Here is a 19,707-nt window from a genome sequence, read left to right on the forward strand (position 1 = left end):
CGACAGCAGGGCGCGCCATCAGCTGATGGCGCGCAAAGCAGGCAGGCACGAGGATGCGGGCATGAATCTGCAACCGCCCCTGCCCGGATACCAGGCTTTGCGCCGTGGCCGCTGGTCTGGGCCAGGCCAGGTGTACCTGGTCACCACCGTCACCCACCAGCGTCAAAGACTCTTCCTCGACTGGACTTCAGCATCCCTTGCCTGTTCGATATTTTCGGATGCGCGCAACTGGGCGGACGCACGCCTGCTGTGCTGGGTGCTCATGCCCGACCACTGGCATGGGTTGGTCGAGCTCGGCAGTCTTGAATCTCTCGCTGATCTGCTGGGGAGGGTGAAGGGAAAGTCGGCTCGCGCCATCAATCTCGCTGCGGGTCGAACTGGACCGGTGTGGATGCCGGGGTTCCATGATCGCGCGCTGCGTCACGAACAGAGCGTTGTCAAAGCAGCGCGATATTTGGTTGCCAACCCCTTACGCGCGGCGCTGGTCGACAGGCTGGGCGACTATCCTTACTGGGACAGCATTTGGCTGTCGGCAGAGGATGCCGATGTGCGCTCAGAGCGTCGGGGCTGAAGCCCCTCCCACAAAAGCACGGGTATGGGCTGAAGCTCCCTCCGCAGCAACTACTTTCGCGACCCGCGCTTCCAAGGCCGCTGGACTGCGCCGTTGTGGGGAGGGGCTTTCAGCCCCGACGCCTTTCAACTGCCAGCACATCAACCTGTCGCAGTGCATAGGCCAGCAGCCTCGACTCGATCCTTTGGGCCAGACCCGAAGTCCGTGCCAATCCCATCCTCTGCTGTGCCTCCTCATCCGCCCGCACCGGTCCGACAACAGCCCGGAATATCGTCGAAACCTTCTTCGGTAGCGTCCCGGTCTGGGCCTTCAACCATCCCAGCGCCTTCGCCAGCCGCTGCTCCACTTCGGTGAAATCGCTGCCCAGCGGGTAGTCGGGCAGGGTGCCGTCGCTGCGGAACGGGGCCAATGCATCGCGCAGGCGTTGCGGGGTGTTGCGCGACCACTCGGGTTCGGCGGCGAAGTCCTTGTCGATTTTCCGCGATGCCTTCGCCTGGTCCAGCAGTGGCTGCTGGAAGCGCGCATCACTGATGGCGGCCATCGCGATCACGCAATCCTCGTCGGTCTGGCCGAGCAGGTCGGCGATGCCGTATTCGTTGACGAAGATGTCGCGCAGGTGGCGGGGGATGGTGGTGTGCCCGTAGTTCCAGCGCACGCTGGATTCGGCCGCATCGCCTTCGCCGCGTTGCGAGCGGAACATCAGCACGCTGCGCGCATCGTCCAGGGCATGGGCCATGGCCACGAAGTTGTACTGGCCGCCCACGCCGGAGACGATGCGCCCGTCTTCCAGCCCGTCCGATACCGCATCGCCCAGCGCCGTGGCCATCATGCAGGTATTGAAGAAACGCGACCCCACGCGCTGCAGGCGCTCCAGCGATTCGTGGCCGCCGTAGAGCTGGTTGATCTCGCTGATCCGGCGCATGCCGATCGCGCGGCGCTGGTCGTCGGGAAGGTTGCGCAACCAGTCGTAGAAGGCCGGCGATCCCAGGTAGAAGGCGCCATGCAGGTACTCGCCGTCGCGCTGCAGCCGTGCCTGGTCGCCGAGGTTGGCGCTGCCATTGGCCAGGCGCTCCATCAGCGCTTCGTCGTCCACCACCTTGCGCCGTATCACCCCTGCTTCGACCAGGCGCTTGAAGCCTTCGTTGAGCATCTCGCTGCAGCCGTACAGGCCGATGGTGAACGGGGCCATGCCGCCGCTGGCGATTACCGCCGGGTGGTGGGTGAGCTCCGGGTCCAGCGCGTGCAGGATTTCGCGATACTTTTCGTTGTCGGTATGGCGCAGCGTCAGCGCATGCGACAGCGCGTCGGAAAGCGCACCGATGCCGATCTGCAGCGTGCCGCCATCGCGCACCAGCGTGCTGGCGTACAGGCCGATGGCGTAGTCGGTGTCGCCCACTGGCTGGCGAGGCATCGCGAACAGCTTCGGATAGGGGCCGGGCGGGGTGATCACCAGGTCGAAATAGCTTTCCTCCACCGCCGCGGTCCCATCGATCCATGGCAACAGCGGATCGATTTCAGCAACCAGAAAAGGGCGTGGCAAGCCCAGGGCGCGAATTGCATCCACCGTATCCTGGGTGGTGTCGGTGTTGCATGACATGGAAAGCCTCGCTGCCCTGCCATGCGGCGGATCCGGCTCACGCGCCACCTTCTGCAGGATTGCATTGGCGCCACGCTGGGCCACGCCTGCCGGGGCCTCGGTGTAGTTGAGGCTGGTATAGCGGCGTTGCGCCTGCGACGAATGCAGCAGCGCGCCGGACTGCATGTAGAACTCCTCCACGGTGATGTTGGCCGGCAAAGCATCGCGCTTCAGCGCTTCCACGTAGCGCAGGCGCGGGAAGTCTTCGCCGAAATGCCGCGAAGCGAATGGGCCCAGGAAGCGGCGTTCCAGCCCCGGCGCTGCACTTGGCGGATCCAGCGACAACGCCGTGTAGATTTCCAGCCGGCGGGCCGGTTCCTGTTCGATGCGCTGGTACAGCGCGTTGAGCAGCCGGTGCGGCTTGCCGATGCCAAGCGGCGCGGCGATGCGCAGGGTGCCGGGGATGCGCTTCAGCAGCAGCGAAACGGCTTCGTCAAGATCAGTGAGGTGCATGGTCATGGGGGAAGGGTAACGGCGCGCCCTTGAACTGACCATGGAAAATGCGGATTGCCCCGTGGCAATGGCCCCTTGCGACACGGTCTCCAGCCGCGGACTGGCTGTCGCTGTTGAACTTGTGGCTGGTCAGCCCCCCACAACAAGCCCGGTCACGGGGGCATTCTCAGTCCAGCAGATGCACCGCGTCGGTCAGCCGTTTCACCTCGTCGGCCGAATGGCTGACGTAGATGATTGGCAGGGTGGTCTCGTCGCGCACGCGCTGCAGGTAGGGGATCAGTTCCTCGCGGCGGGCCTGGTCGAGCATCGACAGCGGCTCGTCCAGCAGCAGCAGGGCTGGTTGCGAGAGCAGGGCGCGGCCCAGGGCGATGCGCTGGGATTCGCCGCCGGACAGGTTGGCAATGCGGCGTTCGAGCAACGGTTCGATTCCCAGCAGCGCGACCACGTTGTCGAAACCGAAGGCCTCGGCCGTGCCGCCCGCATGGCGTCCGTATTGCAGGTTGCGGCGCACGTCGAGGTGCGGGAACAGGCGTGCGTCCTGGAATACATAGCCGACGCGGCGGCGGTGGGCCGGGACGTCGATGCCGCGCGCGCTGTCGTAAAGGCGCTGCCCGTTGATTTCGATGTGGCCGGAGCGTGGCGTCACCAGTCCCGCGATGGCATGCAGCACGCTGGTCTTGCCGGCGCCCGAGTGTCCGCTCAGCGCGATCACCCGGGCCGTGTCCTCGACGCGCACGTGGCGCTCGAAGCTGCCGCGGCGCAGCTGCAGGTCCAGCGACAGCATCAGTGCACCTCGTCTTCGCGCTGGCGGCGCGCCAGCCATTCGGACAGCAGCAGGGCCAGCAGCGAAATACCCACCGCCACCATCGCCAGCCGCCAGATGCTGGATTCTCCGCCGGGCACCTGCAGCAGGTTGTAGATCGCGGCGGACAGGGTCTGCGTTTCCCCGGGAATATTGGAGACGAAGGTGATCGTGGCGCCGAATTCACCCAGTGCCTTGGCGAATGCCAGCACCGCGCCGGCCACGATGCCAGGCCAGGCCAGTGGCAGGGTGATGGTGTGGAACACGCGCCAGGGACTCGCGCCGAGCGTCGATGCAGCCTGTTCCAAGCGCCGGTCGGTGGCTTCGATGGAAAGGCGGATCGCGCGCACCATCAACGGAAAACCCATGATTGCGCTGGCCAGCGCGGCGCCGGTCCAGCGAAACGAAAAATCGATTCCGAAGTTCGCCAGGAAGCGTCCAATCACGCCCTGGCTGCCGAAGTTCACCAGCAGCACATAGCCCACCACCACCGGCGGCAATACCAGCGGCAGGTGCACCAGCGCATCAACCAGCGACTTGCCGAAGAAGCGCTTGCGCGCCAGCAGCCAGCCCAGGGCAATGCCGAACGGCAGGCTGGCCAGCGCCGCAGTGAAAGCGACCTTTAGGCTGAGCGCGATCGCGGTCAGTTCATCGGCGGTGAATGGCGACATGGGTCCGGGTACGCCGACCTACAGCACCTTGAAGCCGTGCTTACGGAAGATCCGGGCCGCACTGGGTGTGGCCAGCCAGCGGACGAAAGCCGCCGCGCCGGGGTGGCGGCTCGACGCGATGCGCGCCACCGGATAGACGATCGGGGGGTGCGTGTCTTCTGGAAACACGCCGACCACGCGTACCTTCGGCTCGGCCTGCGCATCGCTGCCGTAGACAACGCCGAGCGGCGCCTCACCGCGCGCCACCAGCATCAACGCGGCGCGCACGCTTTCGGCCTCGGCCACGCGCGGCTGCAGCGCAGTCCACGCGCCCAGCGAAACAAAAGAGGCCCTGGCGTATTTTCCTGCCGGGACGCTGGCCACCAGGCCCATGGCGATGCGGCCACTGGCGCCCAATCGCGGCAGCAGGTCGACGCCGCGCTGCATTTTCACCGGCCTGACGTCGCCGGCGGCCGGCGCAACCAGCACCAGGGTATTGCCCAGCAGGTTGCGTCGCGTGGCAGTGTCGACCCGCTTGCGTTGCTGCAGGTAATCCATCCATTCCAGGTCGGCGGAGAGGAACACGTCGGCCGGCGCGCCCTGTTCTATCTGTCGCGCCAGTGCGGAACTGGCCGCATAGGACACGCGCACCGGCTGTGCGGTTTGCTTCTGGTAGGCGAGGACTGCTTCGTCCAGCGATTCCTTCAGGCTGGCGGCGGCGAACACGGTCAGCGGCCCCGAAGCATCGGCGGCACGCGCGGCAGGCAGCAGGGCGGCCAGCATCACTGCGCACAACAGCAGTCGCATCAGGGTTCCGATGGATGTCATGGGGCGCTTACCACGGTAATGGAATGGACTTGCCGGACCCAGCGCGCATCCTGTGACTCGCCGGGCGCGATCAGGCGGAGCGGGCCGTCTTCCTGGTCCAGTGCCTTGCCATCGCAGCGGTCGACCAGCAACACGCGATGGTTGCCAAGCGTGGGTTCCACTTCGGCCAGCGAAAACAAGGCGCGGTAGCCATCGCGCGCCGTGACCAGCACGTAGTTGGCGAGACGCGGTCCCCGCAGCGCTTCCGCATCCAGCGCGCCAGCGCCGCGCAGCAGCACTGCCAGTGGAATGCCTGCGCAGCGCAGGGTCTTTCCGTGCGCCATCGCGGTCACTGACTCGCGCGGCAGCCTTGCCAGGAAGGCGGTGTCCAGCGATACCACCAGCGGCGAGGCGTGTGTCACGTTGCCGGGCGAAGACGCGTGCTGGTGCAGCGATGCGGTGCTTGCATCACCCTGTGCGGGCTGCGCCAGCGCCGCCTGCGTGGTCGCCAGCGCGAGTGCGAGCAGGCTGGATCGGAAAGACGGTTTCATGGGCTCAGCGTACAGGCAGGAACTTGCGGCAGAGCGCCGAGCCTGCCAGCAAGGCAAGGACGAAGACAACCGCTTCGAGCGTGCCGTGGGCGAGGTTGGCCAGGGCCGGCCCCGGGCAGTAGCCCGCGATGCCCCAGCCGATTCCAAACAGCGCACTGCCGGCCAGCAGGCGCGCATCGAGGCGTGGCGAGGGCGGATCGGGCAACGCGGCGCCGCTGAAACTGCGTCCGCGCCTGCGCATCCAGGCGAACGCCGGCGCGCTGACCGCCAGCGCGGCCCCCATCACCAGGGCCAGCGACGGATCCCACTGGCCGGCCACATCGAGAAAGTTCAGCACCTTGTCCGGATCGGTCATGCCGGACACGGCCAGGCCCAGGCCGAACAGCAAGCCGGAAACCGTGGCGACCAGCAGCCGGTTCATGCGATGCCTCCCACGGCGTGCCGCAGCACGAAGACCGTCAGCATCGCGCAGGCCATGAACACGACCACCGCCACCAGTGACCGGCGCGACAGCCGTGCCAGCCCGCAGATGCCGTGGCCGCTGGTGCAGCCATTGCCCAGCCGCGTGCCAAAACCCACCAGCAGGCCGGCCGCCAGCAGCCACGGCAGGGGGAAATCATTGCGGGGCGAGGGCACGCCATGCCCCAGCGCGAACCACAGCGCGGCACCGATGATCATCGACAACAGGAATGCGATGCGCCAGCCGCGGTCGGCGGCCTGCTCCAGTGCCTGGTTGAGCAGGCCGCTGATGCCCGCGATGCGGCCCAGCGCCGCATACAGCACTGTCGCCGCCAGTCCGATCAGCGCGCCGCCTGCCAGTGCGGTCAGTGGAGTGAAGGAAGTAGGCATCGCGCGCTCCTCAGAATTTGTCCAGTGGCACTTTCAGGTAACGCAATCCGTTGTCTTCCGCCGCGGGCAGCTCGCCTGCGCGGAGGTTCACCTGCAGCGCGGGAATGATGATCGCCGGCATTTCCAGCGTAGCGTCGCGCGCTTCGCGTATCGCAACGAATTCGGCTTCGCTGATGCGTTCGTGCACGTGGATGTTGCAACGCTTCTGTTCACCAATCGTGGTTTCACAGGCGAACTCCCGACCGCCCGGTGCGTAGTCATGGCAGACGAATACCCGCGTGGCATCCGGCAACCCGAACAGGCGTTGGATCGAGCGATACAGCAGCGCGGCATCGCCCCCGGGAAAATCGCAGCGGGCGGTGCCGCCGTCAGGCATGAACAGCGAGTCGCCGGTGAACAGCGCGTCGCCGACCAGGTAGGCATTGCTGTCGCTGGTGTGGCCGGGCACGGCGATTACGCGTGCCTGCAACGAACCGAGGGTGAAGGTTTCGTCGGCGCCGAACAGGTGATCGAACTGCGAGCCGTCCACCGGGAACTGCGCGCCCAGGTTGAACACGGGCCCGAAGGTCTGCTGCACCGCGCGGATGCCTTCGCCGATGGCCAGTTTCGCATCCGGCAATTGCGCCTTCAGCCAGTGACCGGCGCTGAGGTGGTCGGCATGCGCATGGGTTTCCAGGATCCACGCCACCTGCAGCTGCGTATCGCGCACATGGTCGAGCAGTGCCTGGGCCGAGGTGGTGGCAGTGCGCGCCGACTTCGGATCGAAATCCAGCACCGCATCCACCAGTGCGGCGGCGCCGCTGGCCGGGTCCGATACCACGTAGCTCCAGGTATTGCTGGGCGGGTGGAAGAAGGCCTTTACCTGTGGATTCATCATGTTCTCCCGCATGCAGGAATCTTGGCGACGGCGCGCACCTGGACAGGACCCCCAGCCGGCCGCCGCTTGTGCGGACCAGCTGTCAATTCACCAGCGTCGCGTTCAACAGGTCCGCAAGACGCTTGGCCGCAATCTCCACCTGTCGCTCGGCGAGCGGACGCTGCGCATCCAGGTAGCGATGGTCCAGCCTGTGTCCCTTGGGGTACAGGCGATGCGCGTCGATCAGCTTGCAGGCTTCCATCGACCAGTCCGCCGGCCTTGGGGACTTGCCGATGTTCTCCGGCGGCCACGGGCGCGTGCCCAACCGCTCGGAATAACCATCCGCCGTCAGGCCTGCCGACGCGAGCACGTAGTAGTCCCAGATGGAATGCAGGTTGGTTCCCATCACCCCGTCCACATACTTGCTGGCCAGTTCGCCGGTAGGGACCAATGGCGTGCGCAGGCTGATCTGGTAATCGTTGCCGCCCTTGTCCTTGTAGTTGCTGTTGTGCAGCGGCTGGTGCGCGTCGCCGACGAAATGCACAAGGAATTTCAGCGCGTCACGCCGGACGGCCACGGGCTGCGTGCGGTCGGCCAGGATCAGGCGCTGGCGCTCGATCTGGCCGACCACGCAGTTGCCGTCGGGGCAGTCGCGTGGCGGCTCGTAGGTGCAGGTCCTGGCAGGAAAATTGACGTAGTGCCAGCGATCGCTGCCGGGATAGGCTTGCGGGTCGTCCTTGCGCAGCGTGTCGGCCCAGGACGCGATGCCGGCCAGGCTGGGCTCGGCTTCGCCCTGCAGTAGTCCGGCAACCTGCGCGTTGGCCGCTGCAGTCAGGTGGCGCTGGGCGAGTTCGCCGACAAGTCGATGACCCAGGTTGGACCAGGCCATGGCTGGCAGCGGCAACAGGAAAATGCAGGCAATCAGTAAGGCAGGGAGTCGGATCATGCAGTGGATTCTACCCGGCATGATCCGTACACCCGATGACGCGCGGCAGCGGGGATCAGAACTTCCAGACGTAGGCGGCGCCATAGACCAGCGGATCGATGTTGGCGCTGCCCAGCCTGGCGCCGTTCAACGACACTTCGGTGTCGATATCGGCCCAGCGCACGTCGACGCGCACGGCGCCGCGCTCACCGACCTTGAAGTCCAGGCCGGCATGCGCGGCCAGGCCCCAGGAATCACCGAGCTTGAGGCGGTCGCCGGCCAGCGCGCCCCTGCTTTCTTCGCTGAAGAAGGTCGTGTAATTGATGCCCGCGCCCACGAACGGCGAGACCGTGCCGGCACTGTTGAAGTGGTATTGCAGCGACACGGTCGGCGGCAGGTGTCTGGTGCTGCCCACGGTGCCCAGCCCGTCGATGGCGATGTCGTGCTTGAACGGCAGCGCGGCCAGCACCTCGATGCCGAGGTTCTGGCGCACGAAGTATTCGAAGGTGATGGTCGGCTTGACGTCGCTGTCGACGTCCAACGCCAGGGTGCCGCCGGCGAGGGCGCCGTTGCCGGACTTCGGGTTCACCTGGTGCACGCCGACGCCCAGGGTCCAGTCGCCTGCCGACTGGGCCAGGGCGGGTGTGGCGAGGCCGGCAAGGGCAAGGGCGAGCCCCAGGGCAAGGGGGCGTTGGCTGTGGATCATGGGTTGCTCTCCGTGGGGTGACGATCACCCGTTGCAACCGATTTTCCGCCGCCTTCCAAACGCGCGTTTGAGAATGATCAAGTTCCTTCGCCCGCAGGCGTGCATGGGCGGCGGTCCTCACGTGGCCAGGGCGGATCGGCTAAAATCGCCAATCCCGTTCCATTCAATCCAGTCCGTTATATCCAGGAGTTACAGGCAATGGCGATCAAGGTGGGCATCAACGGCTTCGGCCGCATCGGGCGCAACGTGCTGCGTTCGGCCGTGCAGAATTTCGGCAACGACATCGAGATCGTGGCCATCAACGACCTGCTGGAACCGGACTACCTGGCCTACATGCTGAAGTACGACTCGGTGCACGGGCGTTTCGATGGCGACGTGTCCATCGACGGCAACCACCTGGTGATCAACGGCAAGAAGATCCGCCTGACCCAGGAACGCGATCCGGCCGCCCTGAAGTGGGACGAAGTGGGCGCCGAGGTGGTCATCGAATCGACCGGCCTGTTCCTGGACAAGGTCACTGCGCAGAAGCATCTGGATGCGGGCGCGAAGAAGGTGATCCTGTCGGCGCCGTCGAAGGATGACACGCCGATGTTCGTGTTCGGCGTCAACGACAAGAAGTATGCGGGCGAGGCGATCATCTCCAACGCCAGCTGCACCACCAACTGCCTGGCGCCGATCGCCAAGGTGCTGCATGACAAGTGGGGCATCAAGCGCGGCCTGATGACCACGGTGCACGCGGCCACCGCCACCCAGAAGACCGTCGACGGCCCCAGCAACAAGGACTGGCGCGGCGGCCGCGGCATCCTCGAGAACATCATTCCCTCCAGCACCGGCGCGGCCAAGGCCGTCGGCGTGGTGATCCCGGAATTGAACAAGAAGCTGACCGGCATGTCGTTCCGCGTGCCGACCTCGGATGTCTCGGTGGTCGACCTGGTGGTCGAGCTCGAGAAGGATGCCAGCTACGCCGAGATCTGCGCGGAGATGAAGGCGCAGAGCGAAGGCGCGCTGAAGGGCATCCTGGGTTACACCGAGGACAAGGTGGTGGCCACCGATTTCCGCGGCGACACCCGCACTTCGATCTTCGACGCCGATGCCGGCATCGCCCTGGACAGCACCTTCGTCAAGCTGGTCAGCTGGTACGACAACGAATGGGGCTATTCCAACAAGTGTCTGGAAATGGTGCGCGTGGTGGCGGCGAAGTAGGCCACACCTATCCAACGAAAGTTTGACGGGAGCGCCTATATGGCGCTCCCGTCGTATCCGGGCCCTACCCGTTGTCGCTAAAACCTGCTGTTGTAGGAGCGACGCAAGTCGCGAAACACGCATTACCCGATTGCAGACAGAACGGGTCCCGACGATTTCCTGGCTTCGCGACTTGCGTCGCTCCTACGACACCCGGTCAGGCGGTTCTTCCGGTGTTAGGAGGATGGCGTTGGAAGGGGCGCGATGGTAAGCCAGTTGCAAAGCGGTACCGATTCATCGACGCTTCGCTGAAGCAGGCATGGGGAATGGACGCGAATGGATGATCTGGCGGGGATACTGGTTCTGCTTGGACTGGTGGTGTTGGCGGTACCGGTGCTGCTGGTCATGGCGCTGGTTTCCATCAGTGGCCTGAAGCGCCGCGTCGGCGACCTGGAAGATGAAGTGCGAGGCCTGCGCATCGCGCCATCGCCGTTGCCGGCCGCCGTGCACGGCGGTGAACGGGTCGATAACGGGCCCGTTGCCCAGGGCGCACCTGCTGCGGAGCCTGGTCTTCGCGAACCGACACTGGCCGAACTCACACGCAGGCCCAGCGTGCAGGAGCCGGCCGTCATCATTACGCAAGTCGAAGTTCCCGACCCGACGCTCGCCGCGCCACTGCCGCCGCCACTGCCGCCCACACCGCGGATTCCTGCAGCCGCGCGGCGTTCTTCCGCGCCTCCGCCGCCATCAACGCCGGATGTATTCACCGTCGCCTCGCGCGCGGTCAAGCGCTGGTTCACCGTGGGCAACGTGCCGGTCAAGATCGGCATGCTGGTGCTGCTGGCCGGCGTGGCCGCGCTGCTGAAATACGCGGTCGACCAGGGCATGTTCACCCTGCCGATCGAACTGCGACTGGCCGGCATTTCCGCTGCGGCGCTGGCCGGCCTGGTATTCGGCTGGCGGCAGCGCGAGCACAAGCGCGCGTTCGCGCTGGCGCTGCAGGGCGGCGCCATCGGCGTGCTGCTGTTGACCGTGTTCGCCGCATTCAAGCGCTACGACCTGCTGGAAGCGGCGCCCGCGTTCGGCATCAGCGTGGTGCTGATTGCGGGCATGGGCGTGCTGGCGGTGCTGCAGGACTCGAAGACGCTGGCCGTGCTGGGCATCCTGGCCGGTTTCATGGCGCCGATCTGGCTGTCCACCGGCAGCGGCAACCACGTCGCGCTGTTCTCCTACTACGCGGTGTTGAACGCAGCCATCCTCGCCATCGCCTGGTTCCGGCCGTGGCGGGTGTTGAACCTGCTGGGCTTCGTCTTCACCTTCGGCATCGGCACGCTGTGGGGCGTGCTGAAGTACGACGCCACCAAGCTGGCCAGCACCGAACCCTTCCTGTTGCTGTTCCTGGCCTTCTACCTGCTCATCCCGATCCTGTACGCGCGCAAGCAGCCGGCCAGCCGCGGCGACCTGATCGACGGCTGCCTGGTATTCGGAACGCCGCTGGTGGTGTTCTCGCTGCAGGCCGCCCTGCTGATGCCCGCCGATGACAGCCCGCGCATGCCGCTGGCGCTGTTCGCACTGGGGCTCGGCGCGCTGTACGCGGTGCTGGCGAAACTGTTCATCCACCGCGAGCGCTATGCAGCGCTGGGCACCTCGTACGCCCTGCTCGCGGTGGGCTTCGCCACGCTTGCCGTGCCACTGGCCTTGTCGGCACGTGCGACCGCATCGGTGTTCGCGCTGGAAGGCGCCGCCCTGGCCTGGCTGGGGTTGCGCCAACAACGCTGGCTGCCCCAGGTCACAGGTGCGGGCCTGCAACTCGCTGCGGCCGCAGCGTTGTCCATCGGTGCTTCGCGTTACTGGCCCGGCGAGCAGGCCGTTGCCAATCCCACCTTCATGGGTGCGTTGCTGATCGCGCTGGCCGGCATCGCCAGTGCCTGGGCGTACCGCCGCGAAAACAGGCCGCAAATCGCACTGGCGTACTACCTGTGGGCGCTGGCCTGGTGGTGCGGCACCGCGCTCAACGAGATCGGCGATTTCATCGCCCGTGACACGCGCGCCGACGTGGTGCTGGCGTTCGCCGCCGTCACCGGCTGGCTGGCCGCCGAGGTGCATCGACGCAACCCGGCGCCCGCGCTGGCGCTGACCACGCTGGGCGGTTTCGTCGCGGCGATTCCGCTGGCGCTGTTGCAGATGGACGCGCACCAGCAGCCGTTCGCCGGTTACGGCCTGTGGGCCTGGCTGGTGTTCGCGGTACTCGGCATCCGCAGCCTGCTGTGCCTGCGCGTCAGCGAAGACCGCTTCGCTGGCTGGGCGCAGTTCGCCTGGTGGCTGGTGTGGCCTTCGGTGGCCTCTATGCTGTTCTCGTGGCTGGCCGGGCGCTTCGATCTTGCCCAGGGCTGGCAGGCGGCGTTGCTGGCCCTGCCGTGGCTGCTGGCAGTCACCCTGTCGATGTTCCGCTGGCCCTGGCTGGCGGCACCGCAGGGCGAAAGCTTCGATCCTTATCGCACCGGCCTGCAGACCGTCTATTTCACCGTGCTGGGCCTGTGGTGGCTGGTCGCCCTGTTCCTGCCCGGCGACAGCACGCCGCTGCCGTGGCTGCCGGTGCTCAATCCGATGGAACTGGCGCAACTGGCGCTGCTGGCGCTGGCCGCGCGCTGGCTGTGGTCGGAACAATCGCCGCAGTGGCTGCAGAACCTGCGCATCTTCAAGATGTCGGCGGCCGGCTTCCTGATGGTCACCTTCGTCACCCTGCGCGCGGTGCATCACTGGGGTGGCGTCGAATGGAACGCGGGCATGCTTTCGACCAGCCTGGCGCAGACCAGCCTGACCGTGGTCTGGAGCGTGCTGGGCGTGCTGGGCTGGGTGATCGGCTCACGCCGCGGCCAGCGCGGCCTGTGGCTGGCCGGCGCGGTGCTGATGGGCGTGGTGCTGGCCAAGCTGGTATTCGTCGACCGCCAGCACCTGGGCAACCTGCTCGGCATCGGCTCCTTCATCGCCTACGGCCTGCTGTGCACGCTGGTGGGCTACTTCGCGCCGGCGCCGCCGCGCACCGCCAACGAGGAAGTCCCCGCATGAAAACCGCCGCTGTCAGCCGTCTGGCCTGGATTGCATTGCTGCCCCTGGCCGCCTTCGCCGGTGTGCGCGAGGACTATGCCCGGCAGTGGCCACTGACTTTGTCGAATGCCGATGCCGGCGCCTACCGCGTGGTGCTGGATCGCGACGTATATGCGCAACTGCAATCCCCCGCCTTGAAAGACCTGGTGGTGGTGAATGCCGAAGGCGCTGCCGTGTCGGCTTCGTTGTTCGATGCGGAACAGCCGTTGGCGCAGTCCATCCCCGCGGTGGAGGTGCCGTGGTTTCCGCTGCCGACCGGCAAGGCACTGGCGGGCGACATCGCTTCCATCAGCGAGATCGCCGCCGACGGCAGCCTGCGTCGCGTGGTGATGACCGGCGCGGGAGCGGCGGCAGCGGCCAGCAGCGATTACCTGATCGACACCAGCCGCCTGCGCCAGCCCGTGCGGGCCTTGCAGGTCAGCTGGCAGGCAGGGCAGGGGCCTTTCGACCGCGCCTACCGGGTCGCGGCCTCGGATGACCTCAAAGCCTGGCGTACGGTGCAGGAAGAGGGACACCTGGTCGACCTGCAGAACAACGGTGCACGCATCCTCGAGGACCGCATCGAACTGGACGGCGTGCAGGCCAGGTACCTGCGCCTGCAGCCGTTGCAGAAGGACCAGCCGGCGCTGGCCCTGACCGGCGTGCGTGCCGGTTTCGCCGCTGCCGCCGCGCCCGATTGGCAGTGGGAGGAAATCAGCGGCAAGCGCGTCGTCGAAAAAGATGGCATCGCGGCCTTCGTCTATGAAATCAAAGGGCGGTTTCCGTTCGAGCGTGCGGACGTGGTGCTCCCCGGCAACAGCAGCAACGAGTGGATGTTGAAGTCGCGCGACCACGAGGATGCCCCATGGCGCGCCGTCGCGGCACCGTGGATGGCCTTCCAGTTGCAAGGTGGCAGCAGCCGTTCCGCGCCGCAGCCGCTGCAGGGACTGGATCGCGATCATTACTGGCAGCTGACCTCAAAATCCGCTGCCGATGGCGCCGCGCCGCTGTTGCGGCTCGGCTATCGTCCCGAAGTGCTGGTGTTCCTGGCACAAGGCCAGCCGCCTTATGCGGTGCTTGCCGGCAGCGCGCGGGCCGCGCGTGCAGAGGCTCCACTGTCGCAGCTGGTCGATGCGCTGCGTGCGCAGCGCGGACAGGACTGGCGGCCTGCCAGCGCCACCCTGGGCCAGGGTGAATCCCTCGCCGGCGCAGCGACGGCATTGACGCCAGCGCCGGTGGAGCGCGACTGGAAGGCGTGGCTGTTGTGGGCGCTGCTGGTTGGCGGCGCACTGGTCGTGGCCGGTTTCGCCTTCAGCCTGCTGAAGAAGCCGAAGCAGGCGCAATAGCCAACGAGCTGCTGTAGGAGCGACGCCCGTCGCGAAGCAGTGGAGATTGCAGCGGCAGCGACTTGCGTCATCGCGCCATCCCGAACCCGGCTCCGGGGACAACCACGCCAATCGTGATCGCCCCCGGTTCCACTGCTTCGCGACGGGCGTCGCTCCTACAGGGATGCGTCGCTCGTGCAGGTATACCGTCGCATGTGCAGGGAGTGCATCCCTGTCGGCGTTACAGCTTGGCGCGCTGTTCCTGCAGGCCGCTCAGCTGGGCGCTCCAGTCGAGCAGGCGCTGGCGTTCCTGGTCGATGACGGCCGGCGGGACCTTGTCGCTGAATTTCCCGAGCTTGGCTTCGCTCTTCTCCTTCTCGGCCGCGACCCGGGCAATCTCCTTGTCCAGGCGCGTGCGTTCGGCATCCAGGTCGACCAGTCCTTCCAGTGGTACCAGCAGCTTCAACTCACCCACGATGGCCACGGCCGAAGCGGGAGCCTGTTCGTTTTCCTGCAGCCATTCGATCGCTTCAAGCCTGAGCAGGAAGGCCAGCTGCGACGCATAGCGATCGGCCAGCTTGCGATCGTTGGCGTTGCCATCCTGCAGCAGCAGGCGCACCTGCTTGCCGGGTGACACACCCAGCTCGCTGCGCACGCGGCGCAAGCCCGAGACCATGTCCTTCAACCACTCGACGTCGATACCGGCCTGCGTGTAATCGTCGGCAGCATGATCGGACGCGGCCGGGTAGGGCTGCAGTGAAATCGTCGGCGCATCGATGCCCAGGCGTGGGGCGACCTGCTGCCAGAGTTCCTCGGTGACGAACGGCACCAGCGGGTGCAGCAGGCGCAGCAGCGCTTCCAGCACGTACAGGACGGTGTGGCGGGTGCTGTCGGCGGCCGCCGCATCGCCACCGTTGAGCGCCGGCTTGGACAGTTCCAGGAACCAGTCGCAGAACTCGTTCCAGGCGAATTCGTACAAGGTCTGCGCAAGCAGGTCGAAGCGGTAGCTGGCGTAGTGGGTTTCGGCCTCGGCCGTGGCCTTGGCGAGGCGCGACAGGATCCACTTCTCGGCGTCGGTGACAGCCGCGGGAGTGCCTGCGGGAGCCGCGAAGCCCTCGGTGTTCATCAGCACGAAGCGCGTGGCGTTCCACAGCTTGTTGCAGAAATTCTTGTAGCCCTCGGCGCGGCCCATGTCGAACTTGATGTCGCGGCCGTGGTTGGCCAGCGCGGCGATGGTGAAGCGCAGCGCGTCGGCGCCGTGCGCGGCAATGCCATCGGGGAATTCCCGGCGCGTGGCCTTCTCGATCTTGGGCGCGTCGGTCGGCTTCATCAGGCCGGTGGTGCGCTTGGCGATCAGGTCTTCCAGGCTGATGCCGTCGATGATGTCCAGCGGGTCCAGCACGTTGCCCTTGGACTTGGACATTTTCTGCCCGTCCTTGTCGCGGATCAGGCCGGTGATGTAGACGTCCTTGAACGGCACCTGCCCGGTGAAGTGGTCGGTGAGCATGATCATGCGCGCGACCCAGAAGAAGATGATGTCGAAGCCGGTGACCAGCACGCTGCCGGGCAGGTAGCGGTCGAAGCCGCGCTCGTCCATGGCGCCGGCATCGGGCCAGCCCATGGTGCTGAAAGGCCACAGGCCCGAGCTGAACCAGGTTTCCAGCACGTCGTGGTCCTGGGTGAGGCGGATTCCGGTCGCTGATGTTGTGGGAGGGGCTTCAGCCCCGACGCTTTCACCCACCTGCGCGGTCGGGGCTGAAGCCCCTCCCACAGAAGCGGCGGCCTTTGCATAGGCCTCTTCTTCGGTGCGGGCGACGTAGTAATTGCCTGCCTCGTCGAACCACGCCGGGATGCGGTGGCCCCACCAGAGCTGGCGGCTGATGCACCAGTCCTGCAGGTTCTCCATCCAGTGGCGGTAGGTGTTGATCCAGTTACCCGGGACGAAGCGCACGTCGCCGTCGTTGGCGAGCTTCAGGCCGCGCTCGCCCAGCGCGTCCATCTGCACGAACCACTGGTCGGTCAGGTAGGGCTCGATCACCTGCCCGGTGCGGTCGCCCTTGGGCACCTGCAGCTTGTGCGGCTTGGTTTCGACCAGCAGGCCTTGGTCCTCGAGGTCGGCCAGGATGCGCTTGCGTGCTTCGTAGCGATCCAGCCCGCGGTATTGCTCCGGTGCGTTGTCGTTGATCGATGCGGTCGGGGTGAGGATGTTGATCAGCGGCAGATGGTGGCGCAGGCCGACCTGGTAGTCGTTGAAGTCATGCGCCGGGGTGATCTTGACCACGCCGGTGCCGAATTCGCGTTCGACATAGGTATCGGCAATCACCGGAATTTCGCGATCAGTCAGCGGCAGCTTTACTGTCTTGCCGACCAGGTGCGCATAGCGCTCGTCTTCCGGATGCACGGCCAGCGCCGCATCGCCCAGCATGGTTTCCGGGCGCGTGGTCGCCACGGTGAGGGTGCCGCTGCCGTCGCTGAGCGGGTAGGCAATCGACCACAGGAAACCATCCTGCTCCACGTTCTCCACTTCCAGGTCCGAGATCGCGGTCTGCAGTACCGGGTCCCAGTTGACCAGGCGCTGGCCGCGGTAGATCAGGCCTTCCTCGTGCAGGCGCACGAAGGCTTCGATAACGGCCCTGGAGGCCGGCGGATCCATGGTGAAACTGCTGCGGCTCCAGTCGCCCGAGGTGCCCATGCGTCGCATCTGCCGCTCGATGGTGTCGCCGGACTGCGCCTTCCATTCCCATACTTTCTCGATGAAGCCCTTGCGGCCCAGCGAATCGCGGGTCTCGCCATTGCCTTCCAGCGCGAGGTTGCGCGACACCACCATCTCGGTGGCGATGCCGGCGTGGTCGGTGCCGACCTGCCACAGGGTGTCGTAGCCGCGCATGCGGTGGTAGCGCACCAGCGCGTCCTGCAGGGTGTGCTGGAACGCATGGCCCATGTGCAGGGTGCCGGTGACGTTCGGCGGCGGCAGCAGGATGGTGTAGGGCTCGCCCTTGCCGCTGGGCTTGAAATAGCCGGCGCTTTCCCACTCGGCGTAGAGGCGTGCCTCGAAGGACTTGGGGTCGTAGCTGGGTGCGAGTTCGGCGGTCATGGGTGACGCTGCAAGGAGGGAAAGGGATGGAGCGGAAAAAGAGCGAAGGGGAAACGGCGGGAAGTGCGCAGACTGCACGCGCGCGGCGGCAGTGTCTTTCTTCACCCTTCACCCCTCACTCTTCCCCGCTCTCACATATCGTGTTTCTTGACCTCGTACCCGCGCGCCTTGTACTGCTTCCAGCGCTCGCGCAGCGGTTCGCGCGCCGATTCGTCGGCGGGCACGACTTCCAGGATGCGGTCGCAGGGGCCGTCGAAGGTCGCATCGCGCAGGTTGATCACCAGCGCGCGTGCCGGCACGTCGACATCGGGCGTGGCGATCAGCACGGGCGCCAACTCGTCTTCCTCGTCGCCGGCAACCTGGTGCGGAATGTAGGCGTCGTCGTCCATTTCCCACAACAGCGCGTCGATCTGCTCGGCCTGCTCCGCGTCACGCGCCAGGATCAGCGTCCACAGGTTGGCGTCGTAGGACTTGCGCGCCAGCTCGCAGACCAGCTTCAGCGGTTCCTCGAGGAACCGCGGCTTGGCGATCAGGTAGAAGTCGGCGCGTGGCATGGGATTCGCTTCGCTCGCGGTCAAGGGTGAAGTCGTGCGCTTTGCGCACTGTGAATGGCGAAGAGGGAAAGCGAGCGCTTTCCTTTGCCATCTGCAGCCTGCGAAGCAGGCGAATTCACTCCTGGCCGCTCCGATCCAGCAGCCACTGGGTCAGCAGGCCAACCGGGCGGCCGGTGGCCATGCCGCGCTTGCCTTCGTCATTGGCCACGCCGGCGATGTCCAGATGGGCCCAGCGCTGGTTTTCAGTGAAGCGCGCCAGGAAGCAGCCGGCGGTGACCGCGCCGGCCCAACGACCGCCGATGTTGTAGACGTCGGCGAAGGTGGAATCGAGCTGGGTCTGGTATTCGTCCCACAGCGGCAGGCGCCAGGCGCGGTCGAACACGTGTTCGCCGGCGGCGACCAGTTCGTTGGCCAGGTCGTCGTGCTTGCTCATCAGGCCGGTGGCGTAGCGGCCCAGAGCCACGATGCAGGCGCCGGTCAGGGTGGCCACGTCGAGCAGGGCTTCGGGTTCGAAACGCTGCGCGTAGGTCAGCGCATCGCACAGGATCAGGCGGCCTTCGGCGTCGGTGTTGCCCACTTCGATGGTCTTGCCGGACATGCTGGTGATGACGTCGGACGGGCGATAGGCGTTGCCGTCGATGGCGTTCTCCACCGCCGGTACCACCACGATCACGTTCAGCGGCAGCTTCATCTTCACCGCGGCCACGAAGGTGCCGATCACGTTGGCCGCGCCGCACATGTCGTACTTCATTTCCTCGATGCCGCCCTGGGTCTTCAGGTTGACGCCGCCGGTGTCGAAGGTGATGCCCTTGCCGACCATCACGTAGGGCTTGGCGTCGGCCTGGGTCGCGCCGTTCCACTTGAGCACGATCAGGTGCGGGCGGTTCACCGAGCCGCGCGCGACGGCCAGCAGCGAGCCCATGCCCAGCGCTTCCATCTGCGCCTCGTCCAGGATCTCCGATTCGGCGCCTTCATGGCCGGCGGCGAATTCCTGCGCCTGTCCGGCCAGGTAGGCAGGGGTGCAGATATTCGGCGGCAGGTTGCCCAGTTCGCGGGCGAAGGCCACGCCGGCGGCGATGGCAGCGCCCTGCGACAACGCGGTTTCGTCATTGCCGCTGATCGACAGGGTGGCCAGGCCGGCGTCGTCGTTCTTCTTCTTGCCCAGGGTGGCGGTGTAGCGGTAGCTGGCGTGGTCCGAGGCAATCACCGCCTGGCGGATGTTCCAGGCCGCGTCGCGCCCTTTCACTTCCAGTTCCGACAGGGTGAACAGTGCGTGGGCAGACGGCCCGATCTTCAGCGCGCGGGTCGCATCGCCAATGGCCTTCAGGTATTGGGGGACGCCGAATTTGGCCACGTCACCCAGGCCGATCACCAGCACGCGCGGTGTGGTGACGCCGGCAAGGTCGTGCAGCAGGGTGGTCTTGCCGGTCTTGCCGCTGACATCGCCACGCTGGACCAGCGTATTGAGCTGGCCGCCGCTGGCCGCATCCAGGGCGCGCGCAGCCGGGGTCAGGGTCTTGTCGCCGTATGCGCCTACCACGATGCAGTCGAAGCTGGCCGTGGCCGGCGCGTCGTGGTTCAGGGTGAATTGCAGTGCCATTGAGCAGATTCCCAGATCAATTAATGACTAGTTCCGTACAATCGCTGGTTCCCGGCATG

The 19,707-nt window shown here is 66.2% G+C and carries 17 protein-coding genes; 4 read left to right on the plus strand and 13 right to left on the minus strand.

Features of this window, described 5'->3' with window-relative positions; genetic code table 11:
* Positions 1-61 precede the first annotated feature (61 nt).
* Positions 62-571, plus strand: coding sequence for an REP-associated tyrosine transposase (locus DT603_RS04015; RefSeq protein ID WP_211368272.1), 510 nt, complete (start codon positions 62-64; stop codon positions 569-571).
* A 109-nt stretch (positions 572-680) separates the two neighbouring features.
* Here DT603_RS04015 and DT603_RS04020 read toward each other — a convergent pair whose 3' ends face one another.
* From DT603_RS04020 to DT603_RS04065, 10 genes are all read right to left on the minus strand, one after another.
* Positions 681-2,666, minus strand: coding sequence for an acetyl-CoA hydrolase/transferase C-terminal domain-containing protein (locus tag DT603_RS04020; RefSeq protein ID WP_162348567.1), 1,986 nt, complete (start codon positions 2,664-2,666; stop codon positions 681-683).
* Between the two features lie 160 nt (positions 2,667-2,826).
* Entirely contained in the window at positions 2,827-3,444 is a 618-nt protein-coding gene (locus DT603_RS04025) for an ATP-binding cassette domain-containing protein (protein ID WP_162348568.1), read from the minus strand.
* Entirely contained in the window at positions 3,444-4,133 is a 690-nt protein-coding gene (gene modB / locus DT603_RS04030) for a molybdate ABC transporter permease subunit (protein WP_162348569.1), read from the minus strand. Before modB ends, DT603_RS04025 begins: the two co-directional genes overlap by 1 nt.
* Before the next feature lie 18 nt (positions 4,134-4,151).
* Positions 4,152-4,940, minus strand: a complete 789-nt coding sequence (gene modA / locus DT603_RS04035; protein ID WP_162348570.1) for a molybdate ABC transporter substrate-binding protein — start codon at positions 4,938-4,940, stop codon at positions 4,152-4,154.
* A complete protein-coding gene (locus DT603_RS04040) occupies positions 4,937-5,470 on the minus strand; it encodes a molybdopterin-dependent oxidoreductase (RefSeq protein ID WP_162348571.1) in 534 nt (177 codons plus the stop codon). Before DT603_RS04040 ends, modA begins: the two co-directional genes overlap by 4 nt.
* A gap of 4 nt (positions 5,471-5,474) precedes the next feature.
* Positions 5,475-5,891: a YeeE/YedE family protein gene (locus DT603_RS04045; protein ID WP_162348572.1), complete on the minus strand. Its 417-nt coding sequence runs from the start codon at positions 5,889-5,891 to the stop codon at positions 5,475-5,477.
* Positions 5,888-6,319 (minus strand): YeeE/YedE family protein, encoded by a 432-nt coding sequence (locus DT603_RS04050; protein WP_162348573.1) that lies wholly within the window; start codon positions 6,317-6,319, stop codon positions 5,888-5,890. The genes DT603_RS04045 and DT603_RS04050 overlap by 4 nt, the downstream gene beginning before the upstream one ends.
* A gap of 10 nt (positions 6,320-6,329) precedes the next feature.
* Complete coding sequence (locus tag DT603_RS04055; RefSeq protein WP_162348574.1) at positions 6,330-7,193, minus strand: MBL fold metallo-hydrolase; 864 nt, start codon at positions 7,191-7,193, stop codon at positions 6,330-6,332.
* A gap of 85 nt (positions 7,194-7,278) precedes the next feature.
* Complete coding sequence (locus DT603_RS04060) at positions 7,279-8,121, minus strand: S1/P1 nuclease (protein ID WP_246191556.1); 843 nt, start codon at positions 8,119-8,121, stop codon at positions 7,279-7,281.
* 55 nt (positions 8,122-8,176) lie between these two features.
* Positions 8,177-8,806: an OmpW/AlkL family protein gene (locus DT603_RS04065; protein WP_162348575.1), complete on the minus strand. Its 630-nt coding sequence runs from the start codon at positions 8,804-8,806 to the stop codon at positions 8,177-8,179.
* Between the two features lie 198 nt (positions 8,807-9,004).
* Between DT603_RS04065 and gap the strand changes: the two genes are divergently transcribed.
* From gap to DT603_RS04080, 3 genes are all read left to right on the plus strand, one after another.
* On the plus strand, positions 9,005-10,009 hold the full coding sequence (gene gap / locus DT603_RS04070; RefSeq protein WP_162348576.1) for a type I glyceraldehyde-3-phosphate dehydrogenase: 1,005 nt from the start codon (positions 9,005-9,007) through the stop codon (positions 10,007-10,009).
* A 324-nt stretch (positions 10,010-10,333) separates the two neighbouring features.
* Positions 10,334-13,057 carry a DUF2339 domain-containing protein gene (locus DT603_RS04075; RefSeq protein ID WP_162348759.1) on the plus strand — a complete coding sequence of 908 codons (2,724 nt, stop codon included), beginning with the start codon at positions 10,334-10,336 and terminating at the stop codon, positions 13,055-13,057.
* Entirely contained in the window at positions 13,054-14,421 is a 1,368-nt protein-coding gene (locus DT603_RS04080; RefSeq protein WP_162348577.1) for a DUF3999 domain-containing protein, read from the plus strand. The genes DT603_RS04075 and DT603_RS04080 overlap by 4 nt, the downstream gene beginning before the upstream one ends.
* A 220-nt stretch (positions 14,422-14,641) precedes the next feature.
* Here DT603_RS04080 and DT603_RS04085 read toward each other — a convergent pair whose 3' ends face one another.
* From DT603_RS04085 to DT603_RS04095, 3 genes are all read right to left on the minus strand, one after another.
* On the minus strand, positions 14,642-17,494 hold the full coding sequence (locus DT603_RS04085) for a valine--tRNA ligase (protein WP_162348578.1): 2,853 nt from the start codon (positions 17,492-17,494) through the stop codon (positions 14,642-14,644).
* Positions 17,495-17,625: 131 nt separating this feature from the next.
* On the minus strand, positions 17,626-18,048 hold the full coding sequence (locus DT603_RS04090) for a DNA polymerase III subunit chi (protein ID WP_162348760.1): 423 nt from the start codon (positions 18,046-18,048) through the stop codon (positions 17,626-17,628).
* Between the two features lie 115 nt (positions 18,049-18,163).
* Entirely contained in the window at positions 18,164-19,648 is a 1,485-nt protein-coding gene (locus DT603_RS04095; protein ID WP_162348579.1) for a leucyl aminopeptidase, read from the minus strand.
* Positions 19,649-19,707: the final 59 nt, after the last annotated feature.

This window comes from Pseudoxanthomonas gei (assembly GCF_010119615.1).
Lineage (GTDB): Bacteria > Pseudomonadota > Gammaproteobacteria > Xanthomonadales > Xanthomonadaceae > Pseudoxanthomonas_A > Pseudoxanthomonas_A gei.

What these genes read in the sequence shown, in the direction of transcription:
- modB (WP_162348569.1), bottom strand. Translation starts at nt 4,133, where the DNA reads ATGTCGCCATTCACCGCCGATGAACTGACCGCGATCGCGCTCAGCCTA.
- DT603_RS04065 (WP_162348575.1), bottom strand. Translation starts at nt 8,806, where the DNA reads ATGATCCACAGCCAACGCCCCCTTGCCCTGGGGCTCGCCCTTGCCCTT.
- DT603_RS04080 (WP_162348577.1), top strand. Translation starts at nt 13,054, where the DNA reads ATGAAAACCGCCGCTGTCAGCCGTCTGGCCTGGATTGCATTGCTGCCC.
- DT603_RS04095 (WP_162348579.1), bottom strand. Translation starts at nt 19,648, where the DNA reads ATGGCACTGCAATTCACCCTGAACCACGACGCGCCGGCCACGGCCAGC.
- DT603_RS04060 (WP_246191556.1), bottom strand. Translation starts at nt 8,121, where the DNA reads ATGATCCGACTCCCTGCCTTACTGATTGCCTGCATTTTCCTGTTGCCG.
- DT603_RS04085 (WP_162348578.1), bottom strand. Translation starts at nt 17,494, where the DNA reads ATGACCGCCGAACTCGCACCCAGCTACGACCCCAAGTCCTTCGAGGCA.
- DT603_RS04090 (WP_162348760.1), bottom strand. Translation starts at nt 18,048, where the DNA reads ATGCCACGCGCCGACTTCTACCTGATCGCCAAGCCGCGGTTCCTCGAG.
- DT603_RS04025 (WP_162348568.1), bottom strand. Translation starts at nt 3,444, where the DNA reads ATGCTGTCGCTGGACCTGCAGCTGCGCCGCGGCAGCTTCGAGCGCCAC.
- modA (WP_162348570.1), bottom strand. Translation starts at nt 4,940, where the DNA reads ATGACATCCATCGGAACCCTGATGCGACTGCTGTTGTGCGCAGTGATG.
- DT603_RS04040 (WP_162348571.1), bottom strand. Translation starts at nt 5,470, where the DNA reads ATGAAACCGTCTTTCCGATCCAGCCTGCTCGCACTCGCGCTGGCGACC.
- DT603_RS04055 (WP_162348574.1), bottom strand. Translation starts at nt 7,193, where the DNA reads ATGAATCCACAGGTAAAGGCCTTCTTCCACCCGCCCAGCAATACCTGG.
- DT603_RS04020 (WP_162348567.1), bottom strand. Translation starts at nt 2,666, where the DNA reads ATGACCATGCACCTCACTGATCTTGACGAAGCCGTTTCGCTGCTGCTG.
- DT603_RS04015 (WP_211368272.1), top strand. Translation starts at nt 62, where the DNA reads ATGAATCTGCAACCGCCCCTGCCCGGATACCAGGCTTTGCGCCGTGGC.
- DT603_RS04050 (WP_162348573.1), bottom strand. Translation starts at nt 6,319, where the DNA reads ATGCCTACTTCCTTCACTCCACTGACCGCACTGGCAGGCGGCGCGCTG.
- DT603_RS04045 (WP_162348572.1), bottom strand. Translation starts at nt 5,891, where the DNA reads ATGAACCGGCTGCTGGTCGCCACGGTTTCCGGCTTGCTGTTCGGCCTG.
- gap (WP_162348576.1), top strand. Translation starts at nt 9,005, where the DNA reads ATGGCGATCAAGGTGGGCATCAACGGCTTCGGCCGCATCGGGCGCAAC.